Source organism: Mycobacterium sp. PS03-16 (assembly GCF_004570325.1).
Taxonomy (GTDB): domain Bacteria; phylum Actinomycetota; class Actinomycetes; order Mycobacteriales; family Mycobacteriaceae; genus Mycobacterium.
On sequence record NZ_SPQO01000023.1, the window covers coordinates 61,791 to 80,807 of the forward strand.

The window sequence follows — 19,017 nt, forward strand, 5'->3', positions numbered from 1 at the left end:
AGGTCGTGAGCGTGGGTTCACCGCAGGTCGCCGAGCGAGTTCGGAAACCGCACTGGTCGCTGGCCCGGACCTGGTTGTTGCAACCGGGACTCCCCGACAGCGGCGACATCTTCGACGCCGCGGTGGCCGGCCGCGCTGACGCCGTGGTCCTCGACATCGAGGACGGGCTGCCCGACTCCAAGAAAGCAGCGGGTCGCCGCGCGGTGGCCGAGTGGTTGAACGACGCGGGTCGTGCGTGGGTGCGGATCACCAATGCCGGCACGGACACCTGGACGTCGGACCTCGACGCTCTCGCAGGCGCCCCCGGGCTGGCGGGTGTGATGCTGGCCAAGGCCGAATCCGTCGACGACATCGCCGCCACCGCCGCCCGCTTACCCGCCGGCACACCCATCGTGGCGCTGATCGAATCGGCCTTGGGCATCGAGTCGGCGTTCGACATCGCGCGGACGCCGGGGTGCTGCCGCATCGCCTTCGGGATCGGGGATTTCCGCCGCGATACCGGGATGAGCGACGACCCGGCGGTGCTGGCCTACGCGCGGGCCCGACTGGTGGTCGCCAGTCGTGCCGCCCGACTGCCTGCGCCGATCGACGGACCGACCCTGCGTACCGCAGCGCACCACCTGGTCCGTGACACCGAGGTGGCCAAGGCCGCCGGGATGGCCGGCCGGCTGTGTCTGGATCCCGCGCACGCCGAGACGGTCAACAGCCTGCTCAGCCCTTCTGCGCTGGAGATCGACGAGGCGCGCCGCACGCTGGCGCGGCTGGACGCGCCCACCGGCGTCTACGACGGCAGTGTCGGCCCCACCCGGGCCCGCGCCGAAGCGGTGCTCGACCTCGCCGCCAAGCTCGGTCTGGACTGACCTCCACGGCACTGCGCCGGCCCCACGACATCGGGTGTGTGTCGGTGCCGGGTGCTACTCCTATCGGCAGCAGGCCGAGATGGAGGTAGTCATGACGAATGGTGTGCCCGTGAAGGTTGTCGGAGACCGGCTGGATCTCGGTGCGGCAACGGTGACATTCCAGCGGACACTGCGTATCCCCGAGACGGGGTTGCATCCGCTGCCGCCGGGGCTGGGCCGGTTCCCGTTGCGCCGGGTGGCGGACTATCCCGATACCGCACCGGCCGACTGGCTCTCCCGCGGCGGCGTGATGCTGCCGATCTATCAGCGCGAGGCGATGTGGTTGTCCTTCGACGCGTCCGAGCCCACCGCGCTGCAGGTCGGCGTGGGCAAGGTGTGCGCGGTCAGCGGGTTGCCGTGGATCGAGCAGCTCGTGCGTGATCCGCAGAACTACGTCGCGCTGCCGCGCCAGCCGTGGTTGGACGGCATCAACGCCGGCGACGGCTTCATCCGCCAGTTCGTCGCCGTACCCCTCGGTTCGGGCGCCACCGTGGAAGGCCAGGTGACGGGGCAGGAGACGCACGGCGGAGTGCAGCTGCGCGCCGTCGGCCTGACGCCCGAGGCGCTCGCACAGTGGCGCGCCGCCCAGCAGGTGCTCCGGTCGTATCGTCCGGACTCGCTGGAGTGTGACGGGATGCCGTTGCCCGCGCCGATGGGCGCGAGTATGGGCCTGGGCGCCGGCGGGCGGATGCGGCAGGAGGTGTACGCCGATGACCGGCCCCTTGCCGACTACGACGACGACGGGGCCCTGCGGGTGTTCGTGCACCTGTGCTCGGCCGCGCAGTGGACGGCCATCACCGGTGAGGTGCCGCCCCCGACGCCGGTGGACCGCGACGCCTACGTCGACGCCGGCCTGCCGTGGTTCGACTTCTACGACGCCGACGCCTCGGACCTTCCCGCATCCCAGACGTTGGCGCGCGTGCAGACTGTGGGCACGAAGCTTGGGATTGAGGAGGATCCGTTCGTGCCCGTCAACCCGAATACGGTGATCACGCTCGGCGGCGCCGGTTCCGACGTGGTCACCGACGGCACGTGGTGACCAGGCTCGGCCGTTAGGTTGCACTTCCGGTCCGGGAATGCTTCGAACTCGAAGCGAGTTGCACCCCGTGTAGCTGCTTCGACATCGAAGCAACCGAACCGAGGAGGAGATCATGAAGGCTGTGCGGCACCACGAATACGGTGGCAGCGACGTTCTGAGATACGAGGAGGCTCCCCGGCCGGTCCCGGGACCGCGGCAGGTGCTGGTGAAGGTGGCCGCCACCGCCTTCAATCCCGTGGACGCCGGCATCCGCGGCGGTTATCTGGCGCAGGTCTACCCGGTCAACTTCCCGCACGTTCCCGGAGTCGACGTCGCGGGCACCATCGCCGAGGTCGGTGCGGGCGTGGAGGGATGGAATGCCGGCGACGCGGTGGTCGCCTTCCTCCCGCTGGACGCGGACGGGGCGGCCGCACAGTACACGCTGGTGCCGGCCGAATCGCTCGCCGCCGCACCGGTTGCCGTGCCGCTGAGCGATGCCGCGGCGCTGCCCGAACCGGCGCTGACGGCCTGGCAGGCGCTGTTCGAGGTCGCCGGGCTGACCGGTGGTCAGTCGGTGTTGATCAACGGCGCCTCCGGCGCGGTCGGCGGCTACGCCGTCCAGCTGGCCAAGCAGGCCGGTGCCGTGGTCACCGCCACGGCCACGGAGCGCGACGCCGAGCGGCTGCGCGGCCTGGGTGCGGACCGCATCGTGGACTACATCGACTATTCGCAGTCACCGATCGTGGTCGATGGCGCTCCGTTCGACGTGGTCCCCAACCTCATCAGCACCACCGACGAACAGACCGAGGCGCTTCTCGATGTCATCGCCGACGGCGGCTTCCACGTCGGCACCATGGTTTCCGGACCCGCGAACCCGCCCCGAGGGATCCGCACTCAGCGGGTGTTCGTCCGTAGCGACGCCGCCCAACTCGCCGAGTTGGTCAGCCGCGTGGACGAGGGCCGACTGCGCATCGAGGTGGCGCACCGCCGCCCGCTCGAGGACACCGCCGCGGTGCACGACGACTCCGACAACGGCCGTCTGCACGGCAAGACCGTCTTGATTCCGGCAGCGCTCTGACGCTGTCCGGCTGACTGGCCGGTGCCGTCCCACCCACACCGGCGGGACGGCACCGTCATCACATCAACACGTGGATATCGACGCACTACATTGACGCGCATGGCCGACACGCTCAACCCCGTTCAGCTGCGCGCCTACTTCGCCCTGATGGAGGCGGTGAGCCTGCTGCAGTACGCGGTGCGTCAACAACTGCAGGACGAGGGCGGGCTGAGCTACGTCCAGTTCGAGATCCTCGCCAAGCTGGCCGACGCCGACGGCACGCTCACCATGACCGACCTGGCCGATGGTGTGGTCTACAGCCGCTCCGGCCTGACGCACCAGGCCGGGCTGCTGGAGAAGCAGGGACTGATCACTCGCGCGGTGTCTTCAGAAGACCAGCGCGCCACCGTCGTCGACATCACCGCCAAGGGCCGCGCCCTCGTCGCGAAGGTCCTGCCCGGACACGTCGAGGTGGTCCGCGGACTCCTCTTCGACTCCCTGTCCGAACGAGACGCACGCATTCTGGGAGACATGATGACGAGGGCCCGGGATCACATGCGGTCGCTGCCGCCGAGATCGACGGTCGCGCGGAATCGTCACGCAGGCAGGCGATAACGGCATCGCCGCGCCGGTCAGCCGCGATCCGGAACGGAATCCCACCATGCGAGCACGCGGGTCGCGAACAGCGTCAACCACTTCGACGGCGCACCCGCCGGCGCGTCGACCTCGAACCACACCCGTCCGGGTGGCCGCCCGGCCTGCAGCCAGGTGCCGTCGGGCTGCCGCGCCGCCCGGATCATCTCGACGGCCTCGGCCATCCGTGGGTCCGGGGTACCACCGTCGAACCGGACGGCCTGCCGGAAATACTCGGCGGCGTTGAGCACGCTGTAACGCCAGTAGTACGGGTAGCCGAAGTGGTCGATCCACGCGGCGACCGGCTCACCCGTGGACAGCCGTCGGAACAGACCCCGCTGCAACAGATACTCCTCAGCGCGGCGGCGCGCCTCGGTCACCTCGGTGGTGCGGCCCACCGCCGTTTCGTGGGCGAGTAGACCCTTGAGTGAGTTCAACGTCGAGTGAAACGACGACCGTGTCGAGCCCTCGACCCATGCGCAGTTCCATCCGCCGTCGGGAAGCTGGTGCTCGAGGAACCAGTCGACCAGGCCCATGGTGTCGACCCCGAGCCACACACCGTTGGCGACCGTCCACGCGTTGATGCAGCAGTCGACCTCGCCGCCCCAGTACGGCAGGTCGTCGTACTCCCACCGGCTGTTCGCGGCCAGCAACTCCGCGGTCCGCCGCTCCCGCAACGTCTTCGGATCGAGCCCCCACTCGCGCAGCATGTTCAGCGTCCACGTCGTCGCCGTCCAGGGCTGTTCGCCGCGCGCCGCCTCCGGTCCGTCAAAGTCGAAGTCGGCGGGGAAGAAGGCTCCGCCGGCCCACTGACCGTCTGGATCCTGTCGTTCGAGCAGCTGTGCGCCGAAGCCCTCGGTGGCGATCCGGGCCCGGGTCGCCTCCCAGACCGCGGGCGGACGTCCCGCCAGATCGCGCTCGACCTGCCAGCGCAGCGCCGGGTCGGAATCCAGCAGCCAGGCCAGGGAAGCGTCAGCCGACACCCCGCGACCTTATCGAATGACGCGGCGCAGGACGCCGTGCTTGTTGTGATCGGTAGCCCTCGAGCGCCCGCACGCTGTGCCGGTGTCCCGCAGAACCGCCGGGATCCCGAGTCAGGAGGAAACGCATGACCCACAGCCGCTTCCGCGTCGCCCTCACCGCTGCCGTGCTGGCATCGGCCACCCTGAGTGGATGCACAAAAGTCACCGAGATCAGGGAGGTGGCCTCCCACGCGGCCGAGGAGATCGCCACCTCGGGCACTGCGCAGATTGTCGAGACCGTGTCGGGGAACCTGTTCACCGCCGAGGGGATCGACGCCGCCTACGCCGCGCTCTCGAACGACGTCGGAGCGAGCCCCGTGCGGGTGGTCGAGGTGACCATCGTGCCCGGTGTGCTGACCGTCCAGGCCATCGACCCGGCGGCGCCCACCGAGCTCAATCAGTGGAGCTACACCGCCGGCGCGGTCGGGCCGTCCCGACCCGTCGACTACGACGACGACGTGGAGGCGTTGCGGCAGAACCTCTTCGCGGTCACCGATGTCCCGACCACCGCCGTCGCCGCGGCGGTCGACGGCGCGGTCGCAGCGAGCGGCGTTGAGGCCGGCGAAGTCCAGAGTGTGATCGTCAAGCGGAACCTGCCGTTCGACGAGAACCTGATCATGTTCGTCAACGTCGTGGGTGAGCGCAGCACCAAACAGGTCCGCGCGGACGTCACCGGCCGCATCACCGACGTCGTCTGAGTGCCGCGGATTCCATCCCGCAGATGGGGCCGAACATCGACGGAGTGCTCAGCTGCCGGACACACCCGGCGCCATCTGGGAACGCCGATCCGCTCACCGCTAACGTCGCCGGCACGTCCGCCGATGACACAACCATGAGAGCGATCCGTGCCGTTGCGCTGGCCGCCGCGCTGACCGCGCCGTGGGTGTCGGTGGCGCCGGCGCACGCCCAGCCCGCCGCGCAACTGGATCGGGTGCCGGTGGTGGCGTCGCCGACATGTGGCGGGACCGTCAGCGCCGACGCGCAGGTGGTGCCGGTTCAGGTGGGCGATCGCGTCGGCAACGGTGTCCGCGTCGCGATCTCTTACGACGCCGGCATCTATGACGGCTCCTGTGCGCTCACCGTGACCGCCGACTGGCGAAACCTCGACAGCGGCGCCACCGGGAGCGACGACATCACCGCGGTGTCGACGATCGACGGGCATTACGGGTTCATTGGGTACGCCAACGCCACGTTCGACACGGGCAGCGGCACGGTGGTGATCACGCTGAGCTCGCATCCCGGCGCCGAGATGCGGATCACCACGTAGTGCGGTGGGGTGGACGTGGGCCCGGTTCCGTATTCCCGCAGCCCTGAACCTCGACGCAGAACACGAAAGGCTGACCCGTGTCCGAACCTGTTGCCCCGGAACCCTGCACACCGCCGCCCACCACGCGCGCCCGAACCGTCGCCCGGTTCGCCCTGGCCGGCGCGATGATCTTCGCCGGGTTCAGCCACCTGTTCTGGGCCCGCGAAGAGTTCCAGGCCCAGGTCCCGCGATGGGTGCCGATGGACGCCGACGGCGTGGTCATGGCCTCCGGCGGCGTCGAGATCACCCTGGGCGTCGGGCTGGCCGTGCTCAACCGCGACCGGGTCCTCGTGGGCCGGTTGCTGGCGGCCTTCTTCATCCTGATCTTCCCCGGCAACCTCGCGCAGTACCTCAACCACGCCGACGGCTTCGGCCTCAACAGCGATACCAGCCGCTTCGTCCGGCTGCTCTTCCAGCCCGTGCTGATCGCCTGGGCGCTGTGGGCGACCGGCATTCCCCGACACAAGCGCTGAGCGCTGCGCGGCTCCCCACGCCGACGGAATCAATCCGACGACGGTCCTGTTTCACGGGAAGTCGCGGACATGTCGCCCACGACGGAGTAGCGAAAGAGGGCGAGACAGATGAAGAAGTTCGGATTGGTGGGCATTGTCGCCAGTGCGTTGTCCGCCGCGGTGATCGGCTTCGCCGGTCCGGCGCAGGCCGATGACGGGTACGGGTTCGGCGGGCACGGTGACGACCGGATCTTCAGCATGGACCGCGGAGACGACGGTCAACGGCACCGCCGCGACCGGGACCACCGCAACAACCCCTGGTACGACCTGCTGGTGCCCAACGTGAAGGTGCCGCACGTCGACACCACCGTGCGGAACTGATCGCCGGCACGGTGACGCCGCGCTCGACATCCCCATCACCGACAACGGGGGTTTCGTGATCCCTGGCTGACGGCGATCCGCGTCCGGATACTGGGCTGATGGACCAGACGCAGTTGGCGGACTTCCTCCGGACCCGGCGTAGCGCCCTCGCACCCGAGGATGTCGGGCTACCGCCGGGATCCCGGCGGCGGATACCGGGCCTGCGCCGCGAGGAGGTCGCACGCCTGGCGATGATCTCCACGGACTACTACTGCCGGATGGAGCAGCAACGCGGCCCCCAACCCTCGGTCGAAGTCCTGGCGTCGCTGGCGCGGGCGCTGCGGTTGTCGCTCGATGAGCGGGACCACCTGTTCCGGCTGGCCGGTCATAACGCGCCGGCCCGCACCTACGTGAGCGAACACGTCAGCCCTGCCACGATGCGGATTCTCGATCGGCTCCAGGATACCCCGGCTCAGGTGATGTCCGCGCTGGCAGAGACTCTGGTCCAGACTCCCGCTGCGCGCGCACTGCTCGGCGATCAGACGTCGCACCGTGGCCATGCCCGCAGCGTGGTGTACCGGTGGTTCACCGACGAGGCGTCCCGCGAGGTGTACCCCGTGGAGGACCACGCTGCCGTCGCGCGGTCCTACGTTGCACGGGCACGCTTCGCGTACGCCCGCGACGGCGCCGGGTCGCGCGCCGCCGACATCGTCGAAGACCTGCTGAAGTGCTCCGCCGAATTCGCGGCGCTGTGGCAGCGCCACGACGTCGACGCGCCCGTGGAACTCGACAAGCGCATCGTTCACCCCACGCTCGGAGTGCTCGACGTGCAATGCCAAGTGCTATACGACGCAACGCAATTGCACACCTTGCTCGTCTTCACCGCCGAACCGGGAACGGCCAGTCACGAGAAGCTCGCGGCATTGGGTGCCGACCCGCAGAGATACGCACGCGACGGTGTCCTCGAACCGCCGGTCGACATGCACGCCTGACCCGACCCACGCAGGTTCTTCAGCGGGAGAACCACTGGTATCCGAGCACCGTCGACAGCTGCAGCTTGGTGTGGCTCTCGGTGCCGGGGACGGCCAGCCAGATCAGCAGCCGATGGTCGAGGGAAACGGTGTGCAGTATCTCGCGCTGCACTTCGACGATGCCCACGACGGGATGCACAATCTGACATCGCCTCGGGCCCAGCGCACCAAGCAGAGGGGGCTCCCGTCGCCACAGTTCACCGAACTCCGTGCTGTGGTTGAGCAGGGTCGTGACGAGTTCGCGCGCCCTACGGTCCCCGTCACCCGAGCACAGTGTGTGGCGGAGATCCGCAACGATCTCCGCGCCGATCACGGCCTGCTCATCGACGGAAAAGCGCTGCCGTTCGAAAAAGTCCAGAAACCATCGGTGATAACCACTGCGCGCCTGGCCGCGGTGGTGGCTGTGGTCGCCGAACAGGTAGCACGCCGACGGTGTCTGGTGCAGGATCTCCCCGATGGGGCCGACCGCCATCACCGGGGTGTCGGCCAACCTGCCGAGCACATGCATCGATCCGGGAGTGACGTGCGCGGTCCCGCGGGCATGACGGCCCTCGTCATAGCCCGCCGCGCTGAACAAGTGGTCGCGGTCGGCACGGGTGAAACGCAGACCGCGCGCGATTCCGGCCAGCACGGTGGGGGAGGGCCGCGGCGGGTTCCGCTGTTCGAGCCGGCTGTAGTAGGCCGGCGAGATCGCGCACAGTGCGGCCGCTTCCTCGCGACGCAGGCCCGGTGTGCGTCGACGCGGCCCGCGTGGTAACCCGACGTCCTCGGGTTGCAGCACGCGGCGCCGCTCCCTGAGCAGGCGCGCCACGTCGGCGAGATCGTCCTGCCGAGCCACGTCCGTACTCACGGTGGCCATCCTCAGACCCGCTGCGGCTCGGGGGTGGAGCGTCTCGCGAGTTCGAAGCACGGGTACGTCCTTCGCGTCCGTCGTCGCGCTCACGCCGCCACGAACTGCGCGCCGACCAGCCGTTCGGACAGGCTCCACAGTCGTGCCGCCTCGGCCACATCGCGCGCGGGTCGGTACACCGCCTGCTCGGCTGGTCGCCCCGACAGATGGCCCAGGCCGCTCGGTCCGTAAAAGCGGCCGCCCTCCGCGGCGGGGTCGGTGGCCGCGTACAACGCCGGCAACATGCCTTCCTCGGCGTTTCGATTCACCAGGCCGATACGCGCGGACACGCGGACCATGCGCAGCGCGGTCGTCGGGCGGTGGCGGCCCATGTGCGACTGCGCGTTCAGAAGATTGGTCGGTGTCACGCCGGGGTGAGCGACATTGCTGGAGATGCCCCAGCCGCCCTGCCGGCTGCGACGGTCGAGTTCCAGACCGAACATCAGGTTGGCGATCTTGGACTGACTGTAGGCCTTGCGCACCGAATAGGACTCCTCGAAGTCGAGGTCGTTCCAGTTGATCGCGTTGGTGGCGGCCGAGATGCTCGACTGGGTCGTCACCCGAGCCCGGCCGGCCGTCAGCAGGGGGAACAGTCGGGCGGTGAGCGCGAAATGCCCGAGATGGTTGGTGCCCCACTGCAGTTCGAAGCCGTCGGCGGTAGTCCGGCGGTTGGGCGGATTCATCACTCCCGCGTTGTTGATCAGCAGTCTGATCGGACGCCCCTCGGCGACCAGTTCGCCACTGCAGTCGGCGACCGACTGCAGTGACGACAGGTCCAATCGACGGGCGGATACCTGCGCTCCGGATACGTCGGCGCGAATGCGCGCGACTGCGGCGCCGCCCTTGTCAGCGTTCCGCACCGGCAGCATGACCTCCGCGCCGGCCGCGGCAAGCCGCCGGGCCAGGCTGAAGCCGATACCGTCGCTGCCGCCGGTGATGACAACTCGCTGTCCGCTCAGGTCGGGTACTCGAACCGATCGGCTGTCTGACATGTGGTCTCCTCGTGCTGGGCGTCTGTCGGATGCCCGCCACAGTCACAGGAATCCCGCCGCACATTCAGGTCGCAACCATCCGCGGATCGGCGGTCCCTGGTTCCCGGGCGACCAGGGACACACAATCGAGACGACCTCACCGCAGCGATACGACAGGAGTACGGATGCCCGACCTCCACGAGGCCTGTCACCGCCACTGGTTCGTCACCGGAGCGGCGGGAGGCATCGGCCGCAACATCGTGAGCTGTGCCTTGGACCGCGGCGATCACGTCACGGCAACCGTGCGCCGGGGAGCAGCTGGGCGCCACCCGCACCGAGTTCCTCTCGGGTATGCGATTCACCGACGCATCGCCGCCGTATCAGACGGGTGCCGTGGGTACCGTCCGAGACGCCCTCGAGAACGCTGACCGGAATATCCTGACGGCGGATCCGAGCAAGGTGGCAACGCTGATCTACGACACGACACGGGTGCCGAATGCGCCCCGCCGCCTCACATTGGGACGCGACAGTTATGAATCAGTGCACCGCGCACTGACCGGGCGCATCGCCGCGCTGGAGTCCCAGCGTGCGCTCGCTGAATTCGTGAATCTCACCGACTGATCACCCGCCGCGTCGCGTGGGAGCAGGCTGGAGCCACTGGTCGACGGGCGCGTGGTCGTCGGTGAGGGTGCCGGCGGACCCGACCCACGCGGCGAGATCGGCGCCGCTGAGCGTCGACCAGTCGGTTCCGCTGTCCTGCAACCCCGTTCGGACCGCCGACACGTTGATCGGTCGGTCGGAGGCGACGGCTACGACGTTGCCTCCGCGGGGCGCGTCGGCCGGCGCCAGGCCGAGGTCCTGCGGTTCGCCGCACAGCAGGACGTGGGGGAAGACCCGTGCCAGCGTCGCGAGCTCGGCCCGCACGAACGTCATGTCGCCGTGGTCGATGAGGTTGGCCACGTAGATCCCGTCGTCGTCGAGGACGCGGCGGATGTCGGTCAGCGCCTCCACCGTGGTGAGGTGCCAGGGCACGCTGACGCCGCCGAAGGCGTCACCGACGACGAGATCACGGCTGCCGCCCTCGAGGGCGCGCAGCCCGATCCGGCCGTCCTCGACGCGGACCTCGACGGCCTCGTCCGGGGAGAGACCGAACCGCTCGTGGTCGACGCGCGCGACGCCACCGTCGATCTCGGACACCACGCTGCGCGTGCCCGGGCGGGTGGCCGCCAGGTAGCGGGGGAACGTCAGCCCGCCGCCGCCGAGGTGGTACGCCGCCAGCGGACGGGGAGACGGGAACATCGCATCGATCACCGCGGCGAAGGCGCGGACGTAGGCGAACTCCAGATGCGTCGGATCGTTCAGGTCGACGTACGAGTGGCGCAGGCCGTCGAGCACCAGGGCGCGGCCGCCGGTCCGCTCGGGATCGGCGGTCACCGAGACGCAGTGATAATGGGTCTCGACGTCACAGCCGCCCGGCGCGACCACGCCGGCCACCCCGCCCGCCAGTGCCAGCGCCGCGAGCGTGGCGGCGGCGGTGCTGCGCCACCGTCGCGTCCGCCACTCGACCGCGGCGGCGCCGATCAGCAGCAGTACGCCCAGCCCCATCAGGATGCCGCTGACCGGGAGCCGTGAGATCAACACGAACCCGGTGAGGACGGTGCCGGCGATCGCGCCGACGGTCCCCACGCCGGACAATTTCCCGACGACGGTGCCGGTCTCGGCGAGCCGGGTCAGCCGGATCTTGGTGACCATGGGCGTCACCGCCGACAGCAACGCACCCGGCAGCAGAATCGACAGCGACGCCACGAGCAGCAGCAGCGGCGGCGCCCATTCGCCCGCGGACCGAACCACCGCCGGGGTGACCGCCACGACCGCTCCGGAGACACCCAGCGCCGGACCGAGGAACCGGCGCGGATCGGTCCGGTCGGCGAGCCACCCACCGGCCCACGAACCGGCGGCGATCGCGGCGAGCGCGATCCCGATCACCAGCGTGCTGGTCTCCAGCGTCAGGCCGAGATAGGGCGCAAGCAGGCGCAATGCGGTGATCTCGACGACCAGCACGGCAGCCGAGGACCCGAAGACCAGGGCCGCCGCCGCCCGCGGACCCATGTCACCGGGTGGCTCGGGTGGGGCAGGCGGCGTGGGCGGTTCCGTCACGCCCTCATCCTCGCAGGAGTGCCGCTGCGACCGGGCTGTCGGATAACGATTCGAAACCCGTTGTATTGCAGTCCGGCTCACGGGCGTCGGCGCATCGGGCCGCGCCACTATGGTCACGTGGTGCACCGGCGAACCGCACTCCAGCTCCCGCTGTACCTGGCCGCAGCCGCCGCACTGTCCAAGATCGCGCCCGCGGCCGCCCAGGCGTCCCGCTGGTCGGCCGATCGCGCACACGCCTGGTACGAGGCGCACGGCTGGCTGGTCGGTGCCAATTACGTGACGTCGACCGCGGTGAACCAGATCGAGATGTTCCAGGCGGGAACCTACGATCCGCGTCGCATCGACGGTGAACTCAGCGTGGCTCGACGTATCGGGATGAACACCATGCGGGTGTTCCTGCACGACCAGCTGTGGGCCACCGACCGGGCGGGATTCAGTCAGCGGCTGTCCCAATTCGTCAGCATCGCGGCCCGCCACCAGATCAAGCCGTTGTTCGTCCTGTTCGACTCGTGCTGGGACCCGCAACCCAGGGTGGGCCGCCAGCGCCCGCCGATCAAGGGCGTGCACAACTCCGGGTGGGTGCAGAGCCCCGGGGCCGCCCGGCTGCAGGATCCCGCCTACACCCGGGTGCTGCAGAGCTACGTCACCGGCGTGGTCGGCCTGTTCCGCAACGATCCCCGCGTCCTCGGGTGGGACGTGTGGAACGAGCCGGACAACCCGGCCAAGGACTACCGCAGGACCGAACACGAGGACAAGCTCGAGTTGGTCACCGCGTTCCTCCCGCACGTGTTCGGTTGGGTGCGTGCCGTCAACCCGGTGCAGCCGCTGACCAGCGGTGTGTGGCAGGGCCATTGGCGGGATCCGTCGCAGCGCAGCAAGATTGCCAGCCTGCAGCTCGAGCACTCCGACGTGATCAGCTTCCACAGCTACGGCGATCCCTCCGAATTCGACGCCCGCATCGACGAACTCACTCCGCTGGGGCGGCCGATCCTGTGCACCGAGTACCTGGCCCGTAACCTGGGCAGCACCGTGGAGGGCGTGCTCCCGGTCGCCAAGCGGCGCAACGTCGCCGCCTACAACTGGGGCTTCGTCGCCGGGCGGACGCAGACCTATCTGCCGTGGGATTCCTGGCAGCAGCCGTACGCAGAGCTGCCCGAGACCTGGTTCAGCGACCTGATCCACCCGGACGGGACGGCCCATGACGACAACGAGATCCGCGTCATCCAGAAGCTGACGGGCGTGGCGGCCGCCGGCTGAGGCGGTGAGCCTAGTGCGTGATGTCGAACGCCTTGATGACCTTGGCCGGGGCCACGCGCACCACCAGTTCCCCGGGGACACCGTTGCGCCGGCCGAACTCCTCGGCGCGGTCGGGTCCCACGTAGCGCCGCGCGATGCGGGTGGCGGTGTCGAGCAGTTCGGCGGGATTTTCGCCGAGTTCGGCGATGCCCTGGACCTGCACGAACGAGTACGGCGGGTGCGGATCGTCCACGGTGATCGTCACCCGTGGATCACGCTGCAGCGCCTTGCCTTTGGCGGTGTCCCTGCCGGTGTTGAAGACGAGGTGCCCCCGGTCGACGATGAACCACACCGGCGCCACGAGGGGGCGGCCATCCGAGGCCAGGTAGCCCAGCATCCCGGTGCGCGTGCCGTCCGAGAGGAAGTCGGTGACGTCGGGTTCGAGGTCGGTCACGTCCACATGGTCCCACGCATCGACCGGGAGGGTCTCGCCGTCAGCGGAAGCGGACGTGCATGGTCGCGAGACCGAAGATCTTGCGGCTTCCGGACTTCGCGCCCACCAGGACGACGCCCGTGCGGGTCTCGGGGTCCAGCGATTTGATCTTGCCGGTGAACTCGATGTCGGCACCTTCCTTGGCCGACACGATCGCGGGCGCGGACAGCCGCACCGCGTAGCGGGTCACCGCACCGGGGTCGCCCGACCATGCCGAGTGGAATCCGGCGCCCAGGCCCATGGTGAGCATGCCGTGGGCGATCACATCGGGCAGCCCGGCCAGTTTGGCGATGTCCTCGTCCCAGTGGATCGGGTTGGCGTCCCCGGCCACGCCGGCGTAGTTCACCAGGTCACCGCGGGAGAGCCGGGTGTGGTGGCTGGGGAGTTCGTCGCCCACCTTCAGGTCGTCGAAGTTCGCCGTGCCGGGGATACGGCCGCTCGGATCGGCGATCCGCACCTCACCCTCGGGGCGCACCTCTTTGGCGTAGGCGGTGTCGGACTGGCCGACCTCGAGGATGTTGACGTCGTGCATCATCGCGTGGTGCACGGCGGTCTTGATCGCCGGATCGACGTCTTCGGCGGTCACCCCGACCACGGTGGTGTGCAGGGTGTGCACGCGCTCGCCGGCGGTGTCGGTGAACGTGTTGGTCACCGTGATCAGGTCACGGCCGGCGATCCGGCGCACCGAGGTGAGCTCGACGTCGATGCGCAGCTCGTCGCCGGCCACGATCGGGCGGTGCTGCTCGAAGACCTCTTCGGTCTGCATGTAGGTGTCGTAGCCGACGACGATCTCTTCGAACATGCGGCGATTGCACGTCATGCCCGGCGTCGACGTGAACGTCAGCGGCGCCACGAGGTCCGGGTACCCGAGCTCCTCGGCGGCGGCGACGTTCCAGTGCGCGGGGTGGTAGTCCTGCACCGCGCGGGCGTACTCGCGGAGCTTCTCGCGGCCCACGAGGTACGGCTCGTCCATCTGGTACCAGTGGCCGACGCGCGCTTCGAGCGGCGACGTATCTGCTGCTGCAGTCATAGAAAGGCTCAACTCTTCCGTCGGCGGGTTCGCTGGAAGCCGACCCCAGCACAGTAACGCGCCCGCTGGTGCGGGGTTGTCGAGGCGTGACCTTCCTGACCGTCGGGCCTGGGAGGTGAGCTCGGGCACATGACGCCGCCTCGAAGACGGCGGCCACGTGGCGGGGCCGGTAGCGGCGATACCTGGAACGACGCGGCGCGCGCCGGTGCACACGCCGCTCAGCGATGCGCAGTTGGTATTGATTAATGCAGATTTGCGGTTGGACCAGCATCAATGCTCGGTCTACATTCTCGCCTTGGCCATGCCAGACGAGAGGAGACACACCATGTCGGCTGTCGCCGGAGTTTCACCCGAACTGTCGTCGGCAGTGTCGAAGTTCTTCCGCCGCGTGGTCCCTCTGCTGATCGTCATGCTGGTCTGCAATCAGCTCAACCGGTCCAACATCGGCTATGCCCAGGAGTACCTGGAGGCCGACGTCGGCATCGGTGCGGCCGCATACGGTTTCGGCGCCGGGGTGTTCTTCGTCGCCTACGCGCTGTTCGAACTCCCGAGCAACGTGCTGATGGAGAAGTTCGGTGCCCGCGTCTGGCTCACCCGGATCATGATCAGCTGGGGCCTGATCTCGGCGGCCATGATGTTCGTCAGCAGCGCCGAGATGTTCTACGTCCTGCGCTTCCTGCTGGGTGCGGCCGAGGCCGGCTTCTTCCCCGCGGTGATCTACTACATGGCGAAGTGGCTGCCGAACAGTCACCGCGGCCGGGCGACCGCACTGTTCATCGCGGGTTCGTCCATCGCGGCGGCCATCTCGGGCCCGCTGTCCGGACCGCTACTGTCCCTGCACGGTCTGGCCGGCCTGCGCGGCTGGCAGTGGCTGTTCCTCCTGGAGGGCCTGCTCTCGGTCCTCGTGGGCGTCATCGCGTTCTTCATCCTCAACTCGCACATCCGCGAGGCGAAATGGCTGACCCGCGGCGAACAGGATGCGCTGATCGAGGCAATCGAGCTCGAAGAGGCGGAGAAGGCGATCTCCTCCGGTGTGGAGGGCAAGGGCAACCGCTGGAAGATGCTCGCCGACCCGAAGCTGCTGCTGTTCTGCTGGATCTACTTCGCCATCCAGCTCTCGATCTACGCCAACACCTTCTGGTTGCCGTCCATCGTGCGCCGCATCGACGGCCTCAACGACATCACCGTCGGCCTGCTGTCGAGCCTCCCGTGGATCAGCGCCGTCGCCGCGATGTACCTGTCGTCGCGTCTGGGTGACCACAACACCGCGTGGCGCCGCCCGCTGCTGATCATCGCGCTCGTCACCGCGGCCGTCGGCACCTATCTGGCCGCCGTCACCTCACCGCTGCCCGCCCTGCTGTTCCTGTGCATCGCCGCGATGGGGTTCAAGAGCGCGAGCCCGCTGTTCTGGTCGATCCCGCAGTCGACGCTGCACCCGATGGTCCTGGCGCCCGCCATCGCGATCATCAACTCGCTGGGCAACCTTGGCGGTTTCGTCGCACCGTTCGGCTTCGGCCTGATCAAGGAGGCCACCGGTGAGGTGACGTGGGGCCTCTACGCGCTGGCCGCGGCCAGCCTGATCGCCGCCGCGTCCGTGCTGCTGTTCCGCAGGCGGTCCGTGGACGTCACCGACGTCGTCGTGCCGCCGACACCCGGATCCCCGGTCGACACGCCCACGCGCTGACGTCCGGGCGTAGCGTCGGAGGATGAAAACGCCCGACATCGTGCGCACCCTGCCGCTGGCCGAGGAGATCCTCGAGGCACACCGCGAGCGGAGCCGCGGCGACGACGCCGGGTGGGACGCGTACACGGCGCACGTCTACCGCGTGGTGAACTTCGCCCGGGCGTTCTGCCCTGAGTCCCCGGACCGCGACGAGAAGCTCGCAATCGCCGCGGCGTTCCACGACCTGGCCGCGTTCGACACGCTCGACTACCTCGTGCCGTCGATCGAGGCGCAGGACCGGTGGCTGGAGGAGACCGGTCGGCAGGCCTGGTCGGACGAACTCGCGCTCGTCATCGCCGAGCATCACCGCGTCCTTCCGTACCGGTCCGACCGGCCCCATGCCGCGCTGGGAGGCGGTGCGGCGGGCAGACCTGATCGACGTCAGCCAAGGCCTGGTGCGGTTCGGCTTGCCGAAGGCCTACGTCGACGAGGTGCGCGGCAGCTTCGATGCGGGAGCGTTCTTCCGACGCGTCATCCCCGCGGGTGTGGTCCGTGCGATCCGCACCCGGCAGCGCCCCGGTTTCCTGCAACCCGGGAACGCACTGTCCCGCTCGGCGCATGCGGGGGCGGATCGCTGACGGTCAGTGGCCCAGCGTGGGCAGCGCGTCGAGCACCGCGGCGTCCTCGATGGTCGGCGGTACCTTGTACTCCTCGCCGGAGGCGATCTGGCGCATGGTGCGGCGCAGGATCTTCCCCGACCGGGTCTTCGGTAGGGCCGGCACGACGTAGACGTCCTTGAGCGCGGCGACCGGTCCGATGTGGTCGCGGACCAGCGCCACCACTTCGGCCTGGAGTGCCGCGGCGTCCGCGTCGGCGCCCGATTTGAGCACGACGTACGCCACCGGCCGCTGACCCTTCACCTCGTCCGGCACCCCGATGACCGCGCACTCGGCGACCGCGGGATGGGTGGCGACGACCGCCTCCATCGACCCGGTGGTCAGCCGGTGCCCGGCCACGTTGATGACGTCGTCGCTGCGGCCCAGGATGAACAGGTAGCCGTCGTCGTCGAAGTACCCGGTGTCACCGGTGGTGTAGTACCCGGGGAACGCCTGCAGGTACGACGAGATGAATCGCTCGGGTGAATTCCACAGTCCCTGAAGCGAACCCGGCGGCAGCGGCAGTTTGATCGCGATGTTGCCCTCTTCGTTAGCGCCGACCTCGTCACCGTTCGCGTCGAGCACCCGCACGTCGTAGCCGGGCACCGGTACCGACGCCGACCCCGGCTTCACCGGCAGCGGATCCAGGCCGCGGGGGTTGGCGCAGATCGCCCAGCCGGTCTCGGTCTGCCACCAGTGGTCGATGACCGGTCGGTCGAGGACGCCGGCGGCCCAGTGGTAGGTCTCCGGGTCCAGCCGCTCACCGGCGGCGAACATCGTGTGCAGCGAGGAGGTGTCGTACTTGGCGAGTTCGGCGCCGTTCGGATCCTCCTTGCGGATGGCGCGCAGCGCGGTCGGCGCGCTGAACAACACGTTGGCCCGCGCGTCCTGCACGACGCGCCAGAACGCGCCGGCATCGGGGGTGCCGACCGGTTTGCCTTCGTACAGCACGGTTGTCGCTCCGACGATCAGCGGCGCGTACACGATGTAGGAGTGGCCGACCACCCAGCCGACGTCCGACGCGGTCCACATGACGTCTCCCGGGCCGACCCCGTAGATGTGGGCCATCGACCACGCCATCGCGACCGCGTGTCCGCCGTTGTCGCGCACCACGCCCTTGGGTTTGCCGGTGGTGCCGGAGGTGTAGAGGATGTACAGCGGGTGGGTGGCCGGCACCGGTACCGCGACGGCGGGGATCGCGTCGGCGACCACGGTGTCCCAGTCCAGCCAGCCGGTATGGTCCGAAGCGTCGCCGGGGATCTCGGGGCGATCCTTGACCACGACGGTTTCGGGCGGAGACGCGCTGAGCTGCAACGCCTTCCGCACCGTCGGCAGGTATTCGACGACACGCCCGGGTTCGAGGCCACCGGAGGCGGTGAGCAGCACCTTCGGTTGCGCGTCGTCGATGCGCGCGGCGAGTTCGGCCGCGGCGAATCCGCCGAACACCACCGAGTGGATGGCGCCGATGCGGGCGCAGGCCAGCATCGCGATCAGGGCCTCGGGAATCATCGGCAGGTAGATCACCACCCGGTCGCCCGTGGTGACACCCAACCGGACCAGCGCGCCCGCCAGCACCGCCACACGGTCCCGCAGCTCCAGATATGTGAATTCGCTGCGGGTTCCGGTCATCGCCGAGTCGAAGATCAACGCCACCCGGTCGCCGTGGCCCGCCTCGATGTGACGGTCGAGCGCGTTGTGGCTGGTGTTGAGCATCCCGTCCGGGAACCAGCGCCACGCGTGCGGATCGCTGTGGTCCAGCGCGACGGTGGGTGCGGTGTGCCAGTCGATGGCCTCGGCGGCACGCAGCCAGAACCGCTCGGGGTCGGTGGTGGCCTCGCGGTGCGCGTCGGCTGCGGTGGTGACGAAGTCCGGGGCGCTCATCAGTCTCCTAAGTTCTCGCAGGGGGTCACTCTCCTGGCGCGAGCAGACGCAAAAGTGTCTCTTCCGAGCAGCTTTCGGGCACTTTTGCGTCTGCTCGCGGGGGAACGGGACCTGTCAGAAGAAGCCTTGGGCTTTGTTGCTGTAGCTGACGAGGAGGTTTTTGGTCTGCTGGTAGTGGTCGAGCATCATGGCGTGGTTTTCGCGGCCGATGCCGGATTGCTTGTAGCCGCCGAACGCGGCGTGGGCGGGGTACATGTGGTAGC

The 19,017-nt window shown here is 69.0% G+C and carries 21 protein-coding genes and 1 pseudogene; 14 read left to right on the forward strand and 8 right to left on the reverse strand.

Translation table 11 applies throughout. From position 1 onward, the window contains the following. Nucleotides 1–11 precede the first annotated feature (11 nt). The 4 genes from E4P42_RS18750 (at nt 12) to E4P42_RS18765 (ending at nt 3,589) form a co-directional block, all read left to right on the forward strand. Nucleotides 12–860: a CoA ester lyase gene (locus tag E4P42_RS18750; RefSeq protein WP_135127599.1), complete on the forward strand. Its 849-nt coding sequence runs from the start codon at nt 12–14 to the stop codon at nt 858–860. Between the two features lie 91 nt (nt 861–951). Continuing rightward, on the forward strand, nt 952–1,938 hold the full coding sequence (locus tag E4P42_RS18755) for a hypothetical protein (protein ID WP_135127574.1): 987 nt from the start codon (nt 952–954) through the stop codon (nt 1,936–1,938). 112 nt (nt 1,939–2,050) lie between these two features. Beyond that, a complete protein-coding gene (locus E4P42_RS18760; protein ID WP_135127575.1) occupies nt 2,051–2,995 on the forward strand; it encodes an NADP-dependent oxidoreductase in 945 nt (314 codons plus the stop codon). A 99-nt stretch (nt 2,996–3,094) separates the two neighbouring features. Next, nucleotides 3,095–3,589 carry a MarR family winged helix-turn-helix transcriptional regulator gene (locus E4P42_RS18765; protein ID WP_135127576.1) on the forward strand — a complete coding sequence of 165 codons (495 nt, stop codon included), beginning with the start codon at nt 3,095–3,097 and terminating at the stop codon, nt 3,587–3,589. 17 nt (nt 3,590–3,606) lie between these two features. On the opposite strand, the gene E4P42_RS18770 is transcribed toward E4P42_RS18765, so the two are convergent. Next, nucleotides 3,607–4,590 (reverse strand): squalene cyclase, encoded by a 984-nt coding sequence (locus E4P42_RS18770; RefSeq protein ID WP_135127577.1) that lies wholly within the window; start codon nt 4,588–4,590, stop codon nt 3,607–3,609. 125 nt (nt 4,591–4,715) lie between these two features. On the opposite strand from E4P42_RS18770, the gene E4P42_RS18775 reads away from it, so the two are divergent. The 5 genes from E4P42_RS18775 to E4P42_RS18795 all read left to right on the forward strand — a co-directional run bounded on the left by E4P42_RS18775 (nt 4,716) and on the right by E4P42_RS18795 (nt 7,739). Then, nucleotides 4,716–5,327, forward strand: a complete 612-nt coding sequence (locus E4P42_RS18775) for a hypothetical protein (protein WP_135127578.1) — start codon at nt 4,716–4,718, stop codon at nt 5,325–5,327. A gap of 134 nt (nt 5,328–5,461) precedes the next feature. Next, complete coding sequence (locus tag E4P42_RS18780) at nt 5,462–5,896, forward strand: hypothetical protein (protein WP_135127579.1); 435 nt, start codon at nt 5,462–5,464, stop codon at nt 5,894–5,896. A 164-nt stretch (nt 5,897–6,060) separates the two neighbouring features. Continuing rightward, the gene (locus tag E4P42_RS18785) at nt 6,061–6,408 is read left to right on the forward strand and encodes a hypothetical protein (RefSeq protein ID WP_245234113.1); all 348 of its coding nucleotides are present in this window, start codon (nt 6,061–6,063) and stop codon (nt 6,406–6,408) included. Between the two features lie 108 nt (nt 6,409–6,516). Beyond that, complete coding sequence (locus tag E4P42_RS18790; RefSeq protein WP_135127581.1) at nt 6,517–6,768, forward strand: hypothetical protein; 252 nt, start codon at nt 6,517–6,519, stop codon at nt 6,766–6,768. 98 nt (nt 6,769–6,866) lie between these two features. Next, nucleotides 6,867–7,739 (forward strand): helix-turn-helix transcriptional regulator, encoded by an 873-nt coding sequence (locus E4P42_RS18795; protein ID WP_135127582.1) that lies wholly within the window; start codon nt 6,867–6,869, stop codon nt 7,737–7,739. 19 nt (nt 7,740–7,758) lie between these two features. Here the strand turns inward: E4P42_RS18795 and E4P42_RS18800 are convergent, their stop codons facing one another. Beyond that, nucleotides 7,759–8,628 carry a helix-turn-helix transcriptional regulator gene (locus E4P42_RS18800; RefSeq protein ID WP_167759543.1) on the reverse strand — a complete coding sequence of 290 codons (870 nt, stop codon included), beginning with the start codon at nt 8,626–8,628 and terminating at the stop codon, nt 7,759–7,761. Between the two features lie 89 nt (nt 8,629–8,717). Next, entirely contained in the window at nt 8,718–9,659 is a 942-nt protein-coding gene (locus E4P42_RS18805) for an SDR family oxidoreductase (RefSeq protein ID WP_135127584.1), read from the reverse strand. 330 nt (nt 9,660–9,989) lie between these two features. Between E4P42_RS18805 and E4P42_RS27215 the strand changes: the two genes are divergently transcribed. Further along, nucleotides 9,990–10,259, forward strand: a complete 270-nt coding sequence (locus E4P42_RS27215) for a hypothetical protein (protein ID WP_209305812.1) — start codon at nt 9,990–9,992, stop codon at nt 10,257–10,259. On the opposite strand, the gene E4P42_RS18815 is transcribed toward E4P42_RS27215, so the two are convergent. Continuing rightward, nucleotides 10,260–11,795 carry a fused MFS/spermidine synthase gene (locus E4P42_RS18815; protein WP_245234108.1) on the reverse strand — a complete coding sequence of 512 codons (1,536 nt, stop codon included), beginning with the start codon at nt 11,793–11,795 and terminating at the stop codon, nt 10,260–10,262. A gap of 120 nt (nt 11,796–11,915) precedes the next feature. Between E4P42_RS18815 and E4P42_RS18820 the strand changes: the two genes are divergently transcribed. Beyond that, complete coding sequence (locus E4P42_RS18820; protein WP_209305813.1) at nt 11,916–13,052, forward strand: 1,4-beta-xylanase; 1,137 nt, start codon at nt 11,916–11,918, stop codon at nt 13,050–13,052. Between the two features lie 10 nt (nt 13,053–13,062). Here the strand turns inward: E4P42_RS18820 and E4P42_RS18825 are convergent, their stop codons facing one another. Both E4P42_RS18825 and E4P42_RS18830 read right to left on the reverse strand, forming a co-directional pair. Continuing rightward, nucleotides 13,063–13,485 carry a PPOX class F420-dependent oxidoreductase gene (locus E4P42_RS18825; RefSeq protein WP_135127586.1) on the reverse strand — a complete coding sequence of 141 codons (423 nt, stop codon included), beginning with the start codon at nt 13,483–13,485 and terminating at the stop codon, nt 13,063–13,065. 40 nt (nt 13,486–13,525) lie between these two features. Continuing rightward, a complete protein-coding gene (locus tag E4P42_RS18830; protein WP_135127587.1) occupies nt 13,526–14,554 on the reverse strand; it encodes a fused (3R)-hydroxyacyl-ACP dehydratase subunits HadA/HadB in 1,029 nt (342 codons plus the stop codon). A 325-nt stretch (nt 14,555–14,879) separates the two neighbouring features. Here E4P42_RS18830 and E4P42_RS18835 point away from each other — a divergent pair, with 325 nt between their 5' ends. The 3 genes and pseudogenes from E4P42_RS18835 (at nt 14,880) to E4P42_RS27470 (ending at nt 16,855) form a co-directional block, all read left to right on the forward strand. Further along, entirely contained in the window at nt 14,880–16,238 is a 1,359-nt protein-coding gene (locus E4P42_RS18835) for an MFS transporter (RefSeq protein WP_135127588.1), read from the forward strand. Between the two features lie 22 nt (nt 16,239–16,260). Further along, a pseudogene (locus tag E4P42_RS27745) lies at nt 16,261–16,536 on the forward strand (HD family phosphohydrolase); the annotation flags it as partial. Nucleotides 16,537–16,615: 79 nt separating this feature from the next. Beyond that, the gene (locus E4P42_RS27470) at nt 16,616–16,855 is read left to right on the forward strand and encodes a hypothetical protein (protein WP_245234109.1); all 240 of its coding nucleotides are present in this window, start codon (nt 16,616–16,618) and stop codon (nt 16,853–16,855) included. Between the two features lie 3 nt (nt 16,856–16,858). Here E4P42_RS27470 and E4P42_RS18845 read toward each other — a convergent pair whose 3' ends face one another. Next, nucleotides 16,859–18,754, reverse strand: coding sequence for a propionyl-CoA synthetase (locus tag E4P42_RS18845; protein ID WP_135127589.1), 1,896 nt, complete (start codon nt 18,752–18,754; stop codon nt 16,859–16,861). A gap of 114 nt (nt 18,755–18,868) precedes the next feature. Continuing rightward, on the reverse strand, nt 18,869–19,017 hold a 149-nt coding region (locus E4P42_RS18850), incomplete at its 5' end, for an aldehyde dehydrogenase family protein (RefSeq protein WP_135127590.1).